Annotated in this window: 12 protein-coding genes; 9 read left to right on the top strand and 3 right to left on the bottom strand. The window is 65.9% G+C overall.

The genetic code is table 11. From position 1 onward, the window contains the following. The first annotated feature begins 12 nt into the window (after positions 1–12). Positions 13–849, top strand: a complete 837-nt coding sequence (locus C7411_RS28060) for a hypothetical protein (RefSeq protein WP_110387810.1) — start codon at positions 13–15, stop codon at positions 847–849. A 38-nt stretch (positions 850–887) separates the two neighbouring features. Here C7411_RS28060 and C7411_RS28055 read toward each other — a convergent pair whose 3' ends face one another. Together C7411_RS28055 and C7411_RS28050 are read right to left on the bottom strand one after the other, a co-directional pair. Then, positions 888–1,805: a DUF2950 domain-containing protein gene (locus tag C7411_RS28055; protein ID WP_110387809.1), complete on the bottom strand. Its 918-nt coding sequence runs from the start codon at positions 1,803–1,805 to the stop codon at positions 888–890. A gap of 75 nt (positions 1,806–1,880) precedes the next feature. Then, complete coding sequence (locus C7411_RS28050; protein WP_110387808.1) at positions 1,881–3,401, bottom strand: DUF3300 domain-containing protein; 1,521 nt, start codon at positions 3,399–3,401, stop codon at positions 1,881–1,883. Between the two features lie 1,090 nt (positions 3,402–4,491). On the opposite strand from C7411_RS28050, the gene C7411_RS28040 reads away from it, so the two are divergent. After that, a complete protein-coding gene (locus C7411_RS28040) occupies positions 4,492–5,775 on the top strand; it encodes a sensor histidine kinase (RefSeq protein WP_110387806.1) in 1,284 nt (427 codons plus the stop codon). Next, positions 5,772–6,413 carry a response regulator transcription factor gene (locus C7411_RS28035; protein ID WP_110387884.1) on the top strand — a complete coding sequence of 214 codons (642 nt, stop codon included), beginning with the start codon at positions 5,772–5,774 and terminating at the stop codon, positions 6,411–6,413. The genes C7411_RS28040 and C7411_RS28035 overlap by 4 nt, the downstream gene beginning before the upstream one ends. Before the next feature lie 52 nt (positions 6,414–6,465). On the opposite strand, the gene C7411_RS28030 is transcribed toward C7411_RS28035, so the two are convergent. Then, complete coding sequence (locus C7411_RS28030) at positions 6,466–7,467, bottom strand: AraC family transcriptional regulator (RefSeq protein ID WP_110387805.1); 1,002 nt, start codon at positions 7,465–7,467, stop codon at positions 6,466–6,468. A 245-nt stretch (positions 7,468–7,712) separates the two neighbouring features. Between C7411_RS28030 and C7411_RS28025 the strand changes: the two genes are divergently transcribed. From C7411_RS28025 to C7411_RS28000, 6 genes are all read left to right on the top strand, one after another. Next, positions 7,713–8,768, top strand: a complete 1,056-nt coding sequence (locus C7411_RS28025) for a beta-keto acid cleavage family enzyme (RefSeq protein WP_110387804.1) — start codon at positions 7,713–7,715, stop codon at positions 8,766–8,768. Between the two features lie 126 nt (positions 8,769–8,894). Then, positions 8,895–10,226: an MFS transporter gene (locus C7411_RS28020; RefSeq protein ID WP_110387803.1), complete on the top strand. Its 1,332-nt coding sequence runs from the start codon at positions 8,895–8,897 to the stop codon at positions 10,224–10,226. 74 nt (positions 10,227–10,300) lie between these two features. After that, a complete protein-coding gene (locus tag C7411_RS28015) occupies positions 10,301–11,281 on the top strand; it encodes a quinone oxidoreductase family protein (RefSeq protein WP_110387802.1) in 981 nt (326 codons plus the stop codon). A gap of 10 nt (positions 11,282–11,291) precedes the next feature. After that, positions 11,292–12,140, top strand: coding sequence for a TauD/TfdA dioxygenase family protein (locus tag C7411_RS28010; protein ID WP_110387801.1), 849 nt, complete (start codon positions 11,292–11,294; stop codon positions 12,138–12,140). Positions 12,141–12,162: 22 nt separating this feature from the next. Beyond that, positions 12,163–12,723 carry an RBBP9/YdeN family alpha/beta hydrolase gene (locus C7411_RS28005; protein ID WP_110387800.1) on the top strand — a complete coding sequence of 187 codons (561 nt, stop codon included), beginning with the start codon at positions 12,163–12,165 and terminating at the stop codon, positions 12,721–12,723. Beyond that, positions 12,710–13,420 (top strand): DsbA family oxidoreductase, encoded by a 711-nt coding sequence (locus C7411_RS28000; RefSeq protein ID WP_110387799.1) that lies wholly within the window; start codon positions 12,710–12,712, stop codon positions 13,418–13,420. The genes C7411_RS28005 and C7411_RS28000 overlap by 14 nt, the downstream gene beginning before the upstream one ends. The last annotated feature ends 30 nt before the right edge of the window (positions 13,421–13,450 follow it).

Below are 13,450 nucleotides of genomic sequence, written 5' to 3'. Positions count from 1 at the left end.
ACGCGGGGTCTCATGAAGACGTTGCATTGTGCGTCGTTCGCACTGTTGGCCACTGCGCTGGCGCTGGCGGGCCACGATGCGTCGGGCAGCGTGCCGCGCAGCGAGGACACGCCGGCGGGACTCTTCGCGGTGCTCGATTACGTTGTCGCGCCCGCCGAGCCGACGTCCGCGCAAAGCGCGGCGGCGTTGCGCGAGGCCGGCGTGGAGCAGGAGACGATCAAGGCGCGCATCGTCGAAGCCTGGTTCTACCGGCTGCGCGCGGACCCGGCCGTAGCGGTCGCCGTGCCCGGCGGCGCGGCGGGCCTCGAGGCGCGGCTGCGCGACGACGCGGCGCGCGAGCGCCTGATCCGCGGCGGCATTGCGCGTCTGACGCCGCAAGACCGGTTGGCGTACTTCACGCTGCTCGCGAAATACATGGGCCGCGCGGCGCGCGGCGATTGTCAGGGCGTGGCGAGCGTGCAGGACATTGGCCAAAGCATTTCGATCGGCAGCATGAGCGATGCCGACACGGCCGAATACTTCTCGTTGCTTTATCGCGTGGTGATCCGTTCCGTGCTCGCCGCGCCGGTCAGGTTGCCCACGCCCGTGGCGTACGAGCAGGCATTGCGGCATCTGGACGATGCGGTCAACGCCACGCTCGCTGGCGATCCGCAATCCGTGGCGCGGCTCGAGCGCGTCACGAACGGCGGGCCGGGCGCCACGATGGCTGACATCTGCTGGGCGAGCGCGGTGCTCATGCGCTCGACGGCGGCGATGAGCGGACCCGATCGCGACGCGCTACTGCTCTACATGCTCGGCGAAGATGCGCCGGCGCGCGCGAGCGCCCCCGAACCCGCGCACGCGCCTTGACACGCGGCGCTGCGTCGACGTCGCGCCAGTGCCGAGCGTCACGGCGAAGCCTTCGACCATCCCGGGCCCGGATCGAAGGACGTCATCGCTTCGGCCTTAGCGGCGCCATCCGGGCCGAGATCGCGCTCGTAGACCTGGCCGTCGTGGCTCACCATGAATGTCTTGATACCCGTGTCGCCGTACCGCACCGGCCACGCAACGACGCCAAAGCCGCCGAACAGCTTGTTGTCGACCATGTAGTTATACGCGCCGCCCGGCGCGTGCGGACCCTGGGAGGTCAGCAGCTTGTAGTGGTAGCCGTAGTAACCGGCGTTTTCGGCATTGCGCGCGCCGGCCTTGAGGAATGCGACGCCTAGCGGGCTCGGCGTGGCGTCGGGGCCGGTCGGCCAGTACAGGCCGTCCTGCTTGCCCGGCGAACTCGCGAGCTTGCTGGCGTAGACCAGCATGTTGCTGCCGTCGTGATAGGTCTGCGCATATTCGCGTTGCGCGTCGTAGACCGCGAGCATCGTCTGCATCACGGCAAGCTCGTTTCGGCCAATGCGGCGCACGCGCATCTCCTCGACACCGGCGTGCGTGTCGAAGTGCCAGCCCTGGGCGGTTTTGACGAGCGGGACCGGAAAGGTCCAGCCGTCGTCGCCAACGGCGATCATCGCGTGATTTGCATCGGTATCCTGAATGGTGTGCGAAGTCTGCCATTCACTCAGGAACTTGTCGCGGATCTCCGCGCCAACCGGCGGTATGAGCTGGCGGAAATCTGCCCCAAAGAGCGTGCGCAGTTCCGCCTCGTCGTTGCCGGCCACGGCGTCGCCGAACGCGGCCATCGCCGCGTCGGGTGTAGCGAAGGTGTTTTGGCCGGCGGCCGCGCAAGGCCGCGGCGCGTACGCGAGGAGTGCGATGGCGATCGCCGCTGCGAGCGCTGCCGATGCAGCCGGACGGAGAAACTCATGTCTGTTCATGGCCGCTCTCCAAACTAAACATTGGCACGCCAGGGGCTGGCCGCCAGAAGGGCCCGTTATTCATGTGAGCAGGCCCTACCGTCTGCCGCCGCCACGGCCGCCGCCACCGCCACGCATCCCGCCGCCGCCGCTCGGACGGCTGAACCCTGAAGACTGCATGCTGGAGCGGCCGCGGCTCGCGTCGCGCTGGGTGGCGCCGCCGCTGCCCACACCCTGGAAGGCGCCATCACGGCCGCCTCCGCCACTGTAGCTCCCGCCGCCGCCACCGCCAAACCCGCCGCCTGCCCCGGTGCTCACGCGATTGCTCACGCCGGCATTATTGCCCACGCCACCGCGATTGCCTCCGGCGCCGTTATTGCCGATGTTCCCGCGATTGCCGCCGGCGCCGTTATCGCCGGGATTCCCGCGATTGCCGCCGGCGCCGTTATTGCCGATGTTCCCGCGATTGCCGCCGGCGCCATTATCGCCAAGGTTCCCGCGATTTCCACCGGCCCCGTTGTCGGCGAAGTTTGCGCGATTGCCGGCACTCGCGTTATTGCCTGCGCCCCCGCGATTGCCAGGATTGCCCTGATTCCCGCGGTTGCCATTGCCCAGGCCCTCGCCGCCTGCGCCGCCGCGGTTGCCGGCGCGGTCGGCCACGCTGGCGCCGTTCTGGCCGTTCTGACCATTGCGGCCGCGATAGTCGCGGCGGCCGTCGGCGCCTGCCACGTTGTTGCCGAACTTCTCGCGCGTAGCATTGTCACGGTACGCAACGCCCTGGCGGTGGCTCGAGTCGTGCTGCCACTTGCCTCCCTGGACTTTCGTGCTGTCGAAGTTGCGATTGACGTTGCGCGCCTTGTCCACGTTGATGTTGACGTCGCCGCCGCCCCAGTTGCAGTTGCCGAAGATCGCGCCCGCGGCGGCGAGCCCGACGCCCCACGCGAAGCCGGTCATCAGCGCGCCGCCAGGATAGTAAGCGGGATAGGGCGGCCAGGCGTACGGCGGATAGGCCGGGTAGCTCCATGCGCCATATACGACCGTAGGGTTGTACGCGGGCACGTAGATCACCTCGGGGTTGGCCGGCTCGATCTTCACGATGGTCTGGCCGCCTTGCGCGGGCGGCTGTTCGACCACGACCTTCTGCTGCTCGTTGCTCTTCAGGTTGCCCGAATCCTGTGCGCGCGCACGCAGGCGCTGCACGGCGGCGAGCACATCCTTTTCCTGCGCGAGGAATGCGTCACCGAGCTTCTGGGTCCAGTCGAGCTTGTCGTTCATCGGTTCGAGCGCCTGCGGGAACGCGACGAGCGATTTCACGCTCGTGTCCCACGGCTGATCCTGCACGGCCTTGACGGCTTCGTCGCCCTTCAGCTTCGGGTGCTCCTTGACCCAGCGCGCCGCGTGCACGATTTCGAGCGGGTAAGTCGATGCCATCAGGACTTGCGCCAGCACCGAATCGGGATAGAGCGCAATGGGTGCGACGAGCGCCTCCAGTTCCTCGGGTTTGTACGGAGCGGGCTGCGGCGCGTCTTGCGCGCGCACCGCTTGAGCGCCTGCCAGGAGCAACGCGAGCACGAGCAGGCAGAGCGTGTACGTGCGTTGTTTGATCCATAAGGTCATGGCCGATCCTTCCATTCGTTTGCTCAACCGGACTGCGGGACGGATAGCGACAACGTGAAGGGGCGAGCGCGTGCACGCATTCCTGTTCGAGTATGGCGAGGCGCAGAGCCCCACGGGTATAGTCCGGTAGGCCGCTCTGTGCTGGCAATCGGACCAGAGTCCTATTGACACCGCAATGGCGGCGCAATGATGCTGTTCACTCGTCGAGGCCGGCAGCGCCGATACCTGGAGGTCCAAAATGAAAATGCGTTTTGCTGCGCCGTGTGCATTGGCGCTCCTCGTTTGCGCGCCCGTTTTCATGTCTGAAGTATTTGCGCAAGCGGGAACGATGGGTACGAGGCAGATGCGGGACGTGCAGCGCAAAGCGGAGCAAAAGGCCCGCTCGAACCAGTCCCGGCAGCAAGGTCAGCAAAATGCGACGCAGCAGCATGCGGCGAGTGCGGCCATGCCGGCTTCGGCGCCTTGATCGACAACGGCGCCGAACGAGCCGTCAGGCGCTGAAGCTGTGACGGATCCTGCACGGCCATTCAACGCGGTTCCAATTCGAAATAATGGCTGTGGCTATTTCATGAAAACCAGAATAGATAATTAACACGACAAATAACAGAATCGCTATTCGTGTTGAATGGAAGTGATTTCGCGAGCCATTTATCGAAATTAGATAAAACGTTCGCAAATGTTCCCGCAAAATAGTCAGCGTATATAGGCCGTGCAAGCGCATTCATGACCGGGAGCGCTTGCGTGGCGCTGTATGCGGAAAAACTTGTCGAAAATCGTTGCACGCGGGACGAATCATCGGCAATTTCTTTCATATAATAAACGCGCGGTGAAAGCACACAGTAACATGGTTCCGCAATCATGATCCCATCCGTTCTTTTCTTCAATGACTGATTCATTCTCCGCAACAGCCGGAGCGTTCTTCGAAAATCAAAAGTAGGCGGTAGTCGGTATTGGGGGCGCAGCCTGCCCCAAAAACGGCCGGAATTCGGGTGCTCGTCAAATCCGTCCCGCTTAGGCGTCGAAGCGCTTGAAACGTTTCGCAGACCGGAGCAGGACAGCGTAGTCGGAGGACACCGTGATCAGGGCAGACATGGGGAACGAAAAACTAAAACTGGGCAGATCGAGAGCCGAACACGCAGCGGCCGGTCTGCTGGCGTGGCTCGACAGGATCAAGCCACGCAGTCTCCCGAACGGGAAGGCATGGGCCGCGCGCAAATCCGGCCACGTATCGGCGCAGGCTACGCAAGCCATTGCGCAAAGCCTGCACAGCGTCCTCGAAGTCGTGCCCGCGGCGGCGCTGGTGATCGACGAAGCAGGCAGCGTCGCATGGGCCAATGGCATGGCCACCCGCGTGCTCGGCTACGCCTTGGGCGAATTGATCGGCATGCGCATTGAAGACGTGCTCGTCGCCTGGCGAAGAGACGCGCGTCCCGTGTCGTTTGGCGCACTGAAGTCCGCGCAAGGACTGCCGCATAGCGTGACGCGCGTGGCCATCGCCCGCGCGAAGAACGGCGCCGATATCGACGTGCGTGTGAGCGCTTCGGCGTCGCTCGCGGCCGGACCCGCGGCGCGCATGGTGGTCGTCATCGAACCGGAAAGCCGCGACACAATGCCCGCGGAACTCAGCAGCGAACCACGCCGGCTGCGTCGGGAACGGGCATCCGAAGTGGGCGACATGGCCGCCGCGCTCGCGCACGAAGTCGATCAGCCGCTCACGGCCATTCTCAGCAACGCGCAGGCGGCGCAGCGGTTTCTCGCGCAGAGTCCGCCGGCCATGAGCGACCTGCGGGAACTGCTTGGCGAGGTCGTGTCCGATAGCGCGCGCGCACACGCGATCATCCGCAAGATGCGTCAGTCGGCGCGCTGCGAGCCGCCCGAGCTGTGTCCGGTCGACGTAGGCAGCCTCGTGCGCGACGTGGTTCGCCTGCTGCACCGCGAGACGGAAACCTGCGGCGCGGCGGTGGGCGCGCAAATCGAAGACGGCCTGCCGCAAGTGCGCGGCGATGCGGTTCAACTGCAGCAGGTGCTCGTCAATCTGCTGTTGAACGCGCTCGATGCGGTGCACGACTGCCGTGCGGAAGACCGCAGGGTGTCCATCGTCGTCACGGCGAGCGAGGATCGCGCCAGGGTGCGCCTCGCCATCCGCGATCACGGTCCGGGTGTCGATGCCGACCGGCTCGTCACGCTGTTCAAGCCGTTCATGACGTCCAAGCCGCAAGGTCTGGGTCTTGGCCTCTCTATCAGCCGCACCATCGTCATGGCGCACGGCGGCCAGCTCTGGGCCGAGCGCAACGCCGATAGCGGACTCACGTTCCATATCGAACTTCCCGCTCAGGGCGCGTGCGTGCAAACGACTACGCGTTTTTCACCATGAACTCGCCAACTCCCATCGTGTTCGTCGTGGACGACGACGAGCACGTTCGCAACGCACTATGCCGCTTGCTGCGATCCGGCGGCTACGCGGCAGAGGCCTACGGCAGCGCCAGCGCCTTCCTGCACGGCGCGGATCTGACTGGCGCGCCGGCGTGCCTGCTGCTCGACCTCCAGTTGCCCGACTTGAGCGGCATTGAACTGCAGCAGCGGCTCGAGGGCAGGGTGCCGATCGTGTTCGTTTCGGGCCATGGCGACATGAATACGGCGGTGCGGGCAATGAAGGCTGGCGCATCGGATTTCCTGACGAAGCCGATCGACGCGCAGGTGCTGTTCGAAGCCACGTCGCGCGCGCTCGAACGCGCCTGCCACCTGTACGAACAACGCGAGCAGCGTGCGGAGATCCAGCGCCGGGTGGAAAAGCTCACGCCGCGCGAGCGCGAGGTCATGGCGCTCGTGGTGACGGGGCGGCCGAACAAGCTCGTGGCCGACGAGCTGGGCGCGGCGGAGAAAACGATCAAGATTCACCGGGCGCGCGTCATGGAGAAGATGAAAGCGGACTCGCTTGCCGATCTGGTGCGGCTCATGACCACGTTCGATGCCGACGCGCGCGAGCCGCACCCGCTTGCGCATACGGGTTGAGGGACCAAGGGGCTAAGAGACCAGGGGGCAGGGCACGCGCGCCGTCGTCCCGTCACTTCAAATGGCTATTGCGCCAGTCGCGCGGCGTCATGCCGAAGCGCGCGCTGAACCAGTTCGTGAACGAGCCCTGCTGGGCGTAGCCGAGCAGGTCGGAGACGCGTCCGATGGGATAGCGCGGGTTGCTCATGTAGCGCACGGCAAGTTCGCCCCGCACTTCCTCCACGAGCCGCGTGAAGCTCGTATCGGCGACCCCGAGCTGGCGCTGCATGGTGCGCACGCTCAGCCGCAGATGCGCGGCCACCCCTTCGACGCTGGCCTGGTCGAGCGGCAGCAGCAGGTAGATCGCCTTGCGCACCTCGAGTGCCGTGGAATCGACGCCCGTCGCGTTGAGCGATTCGGCGAGGCTCTCGGCGTAGCGCACCAGTTCCGGGTCGGCGGCGGGGTTCGCGTAGTCGAGATCGGCGGCCGTGCACACGATGCCGTTGAAGTCGCTGCCGAATTCCAGCGGACAGCCGAAAAATCGCCGATGGAACGTGAGGCTGGGCGGCGCCCGGTGAACGAAGTGCACCGCGCGGGGTTTCCAGTGCTCGCCCAGCAGCGCGCTGGAGTGGCGCGCGAGCACGCCCACCGCGAGTTCGATGGCCTGGTTCGTGGGCGTGCCCGGCTCGACCACCAGTTCCTCGCGGATGGTGACCGTCGCGCCCGCGTCCTCGACATACACCGCAAGCGCCTCGTTGAGCAGGTGCCGGTATTCGGCGGTAGCGAGCAGCACTTCACGCAGCGTGCGCTTATGCGCGAGCAGAATGTTGACCACGCCGGTGCCGAACTTGTGCCGGACCTCGGCCATTTGCAGCGCGAAGGTCGGGCACGCGGACTTTTCCGCCGAGCGCTCCAGCAACCGGCACGCGGCCGCCGCGGGAATGCGGTGGTCGGGGTTCGCGAGCGCCGCGGCGTCTACGCCCGCCTCGTGGGCAAGCTCGACCGGGTTCAGTCCCACGCGCTTCGCCACGTCGAAATAGCCGCTCAGCGAGACCGAGCTCAGCGTGGTTTCCATTTCGTGTCTCCTCCTTGCTGCGGCCGCGTCACGCTTTGTCAGCCCGTAGAACATGGGTTCGCGCTTATGTCGGTGTTAACGCCTGGTGGCGCGAAAGGCTAAAACGATGGCGCGCGATCAGAAAAGTGTAGCGCAGGATTGCCGTATCGTGCATCTCAACGGATCAGCCAGGTTCCGAGCGGTATTTCAGGCGCTGGGTCACGTTGCCAAACGTTGAAATACGGTCCCTCATATTGGAGAACACGATGCAATTCCTCGACGATTCGCTGCACCCCGAGAACCAGGACAAGGTTGTGATTACCACCGCGCCGTATGGCCCGGAATGGATGCCCGAAGACTTCCCGGAAGACATTCCGGTGACGATGGAAGAACAGATCCAGAAGGCCGTGGACTGCTACAACGCGGGCGCGACAGTGTTGCACCTGCACGTGCGCGAACTCGACGGCAAGGGCTCCAAGCGCCTCTCGAAGTTCAACGAATTGATCGCAGGCGTGCGCGCGGCGGTGCCCGACATGATCATCCAGGTGGGCGGCTCGATCTCGTTCGCGCCGGAAGACGATGGCCAGGCCGCCAAGTGGCTCTCCGACGACACGCGCCACATGCTGGCCGACCTCGAGCCGAAGCCGGACCAGGTGACCGTGGCGATCAACACCACGCAGATGAACATCATGGAGCTGCTTTATCCGGAATACCTGGAGGGCACGTCGCTGTCGCACCCGGCGCTCATGGCCGCGTACAGCGAAATGACGGTGCCGGCCGGCCCGGCATGGGTGGAGGAGCATCTGCGCCGCCTGCAGGCTTCGGGCATTCAGCCGCACTTCCAGCTCACGGGCATCCACGCGCTCGAAACGCTCGAGCGCCTCGTGCGCAAGGGCGCGTACAAGGGCCCGCTGAACCTCACGTGGATCGGCATTGGCGGCGGCTTCGACGGCCCGAACCCGTTCAACTTCTTCAACTTCGTGCATCGCGCGCCGGATGGCTGCACGGTCACGGCGGAATCGCTGCTCAAGAACGTGCTGCCATTCAACATGATGGCGATGTCCATGGGCCTGCACCCGCGCTGCGGCATCGAAGATACGATCATCGACCAGCACGGCAAGCGCTTCACGTCCGTGCAGCAGATCGAGCAGTGCGTGCGCGTGGCGCGCGAGCTGGGCCGCGAAATTGCCACGGGCAAGCAAGCGCGCGAGATCTACCGGATTGGCGTGCAGTACGAGACGGTCGACGAAACGCTCGCGGCCAACGGCATGGCGCCGAACCGCGTGGCCGGCGTGAAGAACCTGCCGCTGCGCGCGGCGTAATCGCAGTGGGGCCCGGCGCCGCGAGCGCGGGCCTGCAAACGGGTGTCCGGCGCTTGCCTTGTGGCCGCCGGCAGACCTGAGAGAACAACGGAACCCGACGAAGAGCGGGACACCACGGAGATAACCATGCTCACGCATGCCGAGCCCACCGCGGGCGAATTGACGACGACCGGGACGAACGTGCGCGTGTATGCGTGGGTTGTGTTCGCCTTGACGGTCGGGCTGCTGCTTTCGGACTACATGTCGCGGCAGGTCCTGAATGCGGTTTTCCCGCTGCTCAAGACCACATGGAACCTGACGGACACACAGCTCGGCTCGCTGAGCAGCGTGGTCGCGCTGATGGTGGGCGTGCTCACGTTTCCGCTTTCGGTGCTCGCCGACCGCTGGGGCCGCGTGAAGAGCATCGTCCTGATGGCGGCGCTGTGGAGCATCGCCACGCTTGGCTGCGCGCTCTCGACGAACTACGGCCAAATGCTGCTTGCACGCGCCTTCGTCGGCATCGGCGAAGCCGCTTATGGCAGCGTGGGGATTGCCGTTGTCCTGAGTATTTTTCCGGTGCGGCTGCGCTCCACGATTACGGGCGCGTTCATGGCGGGCGGCGCGTTCGGCTCGGTGCTGGGTATGGCGCTGGGCGGCGCGGTGGCGGCGCAGCTTGGCTGGCGCGCCGCGTTTGGCGCGATGGCGGCCATGGGGATCGTGCTGGTCGTGATCTATCGCATCGTCGTCACCGAAAAGCGCCTTGCCCCGCTGCAGCCGGCAGGCGTGAGCCGCGAGGCGAATGGTCTCGGGATGCGCATGAGCCTGCGCGCGCTGCTCAAGGGCCTGTTTTCCACGCGCTCCGTGGTGTGCGCGTATGTGGGCAGCGGCGTGCATCTGCTCGTGCCGGCGGCCGTGTGGAGCTGGCTGCCGAGCTTTCTGAACCGCTACTACGGCATGGCGACGGGCAAGGCGGCTGCGACCGCCGCGCTGTTCGTGCTGGTGACGGGCGTTGGCATGGTGGTGTGCGGCAACCTCGCGGACCGCATCAGCAAGGATAACGGCGCGCGCAAATGGAGCATCGCCATTGCGTACTGCCTGATCTGTTTCGCGCTGCTCACGGTGGGCTTGCGCATACCGGCGGGCCCGGCGCAACTGGTTCTGATCGGCGCGGCCATGTTCTTCTGCGCAGGCGCAGCCGGTCCCTCGGGTGCGATGGTGGCGAACCTCACGCCGCCCTCGATCCACGCTTCGGCGTTCGCCACGCTCACGCTGGCGAACAACCTGCTCGGCCTTGCGCCCGCCGCAGTGCTCACGGGCATGGCCGCCGACCACATCGGCCTGCTGGGCGCGCTGCAGCTCGTACCGTTTGCGCCGCTCGTCGCGGCAGCGGTTTTCCTGATCGGCAAGCGCAACTATGCCGTCGATCTGGATCGTGTGAACGCACTGCGCGAAGAAGCCGGCGGCCACGCACAGCGATGAAATTGAACAGGCAGTTCGAGTCAGCTTGACTGAGTTCGAGTCAATGCGTTCGAGTAAAGGATAGGAGATTGAACATGGCGAAAGCAGTACGCTTCCACGAAACCGGCGGTCCCGAAGTCTTGCGCTACGAGAGCGTCGAAGTGGGCGACCCCGGCCCCGGACAGGTCCGCCTGCGCCATGAGGCAGTCGGCCTGAATTTCGCGGATACCTACTTCCGCTCAGGCCTCTACCCCGTGCCGCTGCCTGCCGGCATGGGCGTGGAAGCCGCGGGCGTGGTCGAGGCCGTGGGCCCCGAAGTGGGCAATGTGGCGGTGGGCGACCGCGTGACTTACACCGGCTTCATCAACACGCTCGGCGCGTACAGCACCGAACGCCTGATTCCGGCGGCTGCGCTCATCAAGCTGCCCGACGCGATTGCGTGCGAAACGGCGGCCGGCATGACCATGCGAGGCCTCACGTCGTCGTACCTGATGCGCCGCATCCACGAGTTCAAGGCCGGCGACACGATCCTGCTGCACGCAGCGGCAGGCGGTGTCGGTCTGATCGTCTCGCAGTGGGCGAAGCTGCTGGGCCTCACGGTGATCGGCACGGTGTCGAACGAGGCAAAAGGCGAAGTGGCGCGCGCGCATGGCTGCGATCACATCGTCTACTACGGCCGCGAAGATGTCGCGAAGCGCGTGCGCGAACTGACCGGCGGCGTGGGCGTGAACGTGGTGTTCGACAGCGTGGGCAAGGATACCTTCGAGGCGTCGCTCGACTCGCTCAAGCGCCGCGGCCTGATGGTTTGCGTCGGCACGGCTTCCGGTCCGGTTCCGCCGTTCAATCCGCAGGTCCTCGCGATGAAGGGCTCGCTCTATCTCACGCGCCCGGCGCTGGCGGACTATATCGCCGACCCCGCGGAGAAGAACGAGCTGGCCGGCGAACTGTTCGGCCACGTTGCGGCGGGCCGCATCAGGATCGAACTGAACCAGCGTTACGCGCTGGAAGACGCGGTGCAGGCGCATCGCGACCTCGAAGCACGCAAGACGACGGGCTCGTCGGTCTTCGTCATCTGAGGAGCGCAGCATGAAAGTCGAGCAACTGACCTATGCCATCGGCGCGGAACTGAGCGGCGTGAATCTCGCCGATGCCGTTCACGACGACGGGCTCTTTGCCGGGATTCGCGCGGCGCTGCTCAAGCACCGCGTCCTGTTCCTGCGCGATCAGAACATCACGCGCACCGAACACGTGGCGTTTGCGCGCCGCTTCGGCGAACTGGAGGACCATCCGGTTGCGGGCAGCGACCCCGACCATCCGGGCCTCGTGCGCATCTACAAGAACCCGGAGCAGCCCAACGACCGCTACGAGAACGCGTGGCACGCGGACGCCACGTGGCGCGAAGCGCCGCAGTTCGGCGCGGTGCTGCGCTGCGTGGAATGCCCGCCCGTGGGCGGCGACACGATGTGGGCGAACATGGTGCTCGCCTACGAGAAGCTGCCGGAACACGTGAAGGCGCAGATCGCCGGCCTGTATGCGCGCCACAGCATCGAGGCGAGCTTCGGCGCGGCCATGCCGATCGAGAAACGCCATGCCTTGAAGGCGCAGTTTCCCGACGCGGAACACCCGGTGGTGCGCACGCACCCGGAGACCGGCGAGAAAGTGCTGTTCGTGAGCGCGTTCACGACGCACTTCACGAACTATCACACGCCCGAGCGCGTGCGCTTCGGGCAGGACGCCAACCCGGGCGCGGGCGACCTGCTGCGTTATCTCGTGAGCCAGGCCTATATTCCGGAGTACCAGGTGCGCTGGCGATGGAAGCCGAACAGCATCGCGATCTGGGACAACCGAAGCACCCAGCACTATGCGGTGATGGACTACCCGCCGTGCCACCGCAAGATGGAACGCGCCGGCATTATCGGCGACAAGCCGTACTGAAACGCGCAGGAGACCGTAGAAAATGACGCTGAAGACCACACCGGCCATCCTGATGGTCCCGGGGTTGCGCGACCATGTGGCGGAGCACTGGCAAACGCTGCTGCAGCAAAAGCTGCCCAACGCGGCTTCGGTGCCGCCGCTCGAGCACGACAAGCTCAGCTGCGCGGCGCGCGTGGCCGCGCTCGACGCGGCGCTCGCGAAGATCGACGGTCCCGTCATTCTCGTCGCGCACAGCGCGGGCGTGATGATCACGGTGCATTGGGCGCAGCAGCACCGCCGCAAGATTCATGGCGCGCTGCTCGCCGCGCCGGCGGACCTCGAAACGCCGCTGCCGCCCGGTTACCCGGCATTCGAAGCCTTGGCCGGGAACGGCTGGCACCCGATTCCGCGCACGCCGCTGCCGTTCCCGAGCATGGTGGGCGCAAGCCGCAACGATCCGCTCGCGCGCTTCGAGCGCGTGGAGGCCATGGCGAAGGACTGGGGCAGCAGCCTCGTCGACCTGGGCGAAGTCGGTCACCTGAATCCCGCAGCGGGTTTTGGCGAATGGCCCATGGCGCAGAGGTTGATTCATGAACTTGTCTGATCAAAAGTGGGCGGCGCAGGCGAGTCGCGACGCGGGCGAGCCGCCCGTCCTGACGGTCGATGCCTTCTTCGATTTCATCTGCCCGTGGTGCCTGATCGGCAAGCGCAATCTGGACGCAGCACTCGCGCGTTTCGCGCGTTCGCGGCCCGACGTGCGCGTGCGTGTGCAGTGGCGTTCGCACCAGCTGCTGCCATGGACGCCGCTCGAAGGCATGCCGTATCAGGCGTTCTATCGCGACCGTCTGGGCAGCGCCGAAGCGGTGGCCGCACGGCGTGCGCAGGTGCAGCGCGCGGGGCGCGACGCGGGTGTGGAGTTCGCGTTCGAGCGCATCGCGGTGCTGCCGAACACCGCGGCCGCGCACGACCTCGTCACGTTTGCCGTCAGCTGCGGCGCGCGCGAACAGAGCGCGGCGCTGATCGACCGCGTGCTCAACGCGTACTTCATGGAAGGCCAGAACATCGGCGACTATGCGGTGCTCGAGCGCCTGGGTCTCGAATGCGGCCTCGAGCGCGAGCCGCTGGCGGCGCACATTGCCGCATCGAAGCGCCTCGCGGAACCGACTGGTCGGCGCACGGCCTACGCCGACCCGCAGGTGAGCGGCGTGCCGTACTTCGTGTTCAACACGGATTATTCGCTCTCGGGCGTCTATTCGCCGGTGGCGATGGCCGGCACGATGGCATTGGCGCTCGAACACTGAGGCGAGCTGAAGGAAGTCGAGGGGAACGGG

The organism is Paraburkholderia silvatlantica, assembly GCF_003096715.1.
GTDB classification, from domain to species: Bacteria; Pseudomonadota; Gammaproteobacteria; order Burkholderiales; family Burkholderiaceae; genus Paraburkholderia; species Paraburkholderia silvatlantica.
This window is presented reverse-complemented; position numbering and strand designations above follow the sequence as displayed.

Excerpts from the sequence above, each read along its gene's own strand:
- C7411_RS28060 (WP_110387810.1), top strand. The coding sequence starts at position 13 with ATGAAGACGTTGCATTGTGCGTCGTTCGCACTGTTGGCCACTGCGCTG.
- C7411_RS28055 (WP_110387809.1), bottom strand. The coding sequence starts at position 1,805 with ATGAACAGACATGAGTTTCTCCGTCCGGCTGCATCGGCAGCGCTCGCA.
- C7411_RS28050 (WP_110387808.1), bottom strand. The coding sequence starts at position 3,401 with ATGACCTTATGGATCAAACAACGCACGTACACGCTCTGCCTGCTCGTG.
- C7411_RS28040 (WP_110387806.1), top strand. The coding sequence starts at position 4,492 with ATGGGGAACGAAAAACTAAAACTGGGCAGATCGAGAGCCGAACACGCA.
- C7411_RS28035 (WP_110387884.1), top strand. The coding sequence starts at position 5,772 with ATGAACTCGCCAACTCCCATCGTGTTCGTCGTGGACGACGACGAGCAC.
- C7411_RS28030 (WP_110387805.1), bottom strand. The coding sequence starts at position 7,467 with ATGGAAACCACGCTGAGCTCGGTCTCGCTGAGCGGCTATTTCGACGTG.
- C7411_RS28025 (WP_110387804.1), top strand. The coding sequence starts at position 7,713 with ATGCAATTCCTCGACGATTCGCTGCACCCCGAGAACCAGGACAAGGTT.
- C7411_RS28020 (WP_110387803.1), top strand. The coding sequence starts at position 8,895 with ATGCTCACGCATGCCGAGCCCACCGCGGGCGAATTGACGACGACCGGG.
- C7411_RS28015 (WP_110387802.1), top strand. The coding sequence starts at position 10,301 with ATGGCGAAAGCAGTACGCTTCCACGAAACCGGCGGTCCCGAAGTCTTG.
- C7411_RS28010 (WP_110387801.1), top strand. The coding sequence starts at position 11,292 with ATGAAAGTCGAGCAACTGACCTATGCCATCGGCGCGGAACTGAGCGGC.
- C7411_RS28005 (WP_110387800.1), top strand. The coding sequence starts at position 12,163 with ATGACGCTGAAGACCACACCGGCCATCCTGATGGTCCCGGGGTTGCGC.
- C7411_RS28000 (WP_110387799.1), top strand. The coding sequence starts at position 12,710 with ATGAACTTGTCTGATCAAAAGTGGGCGGCGCAGGCGAGTCGCGACGCG.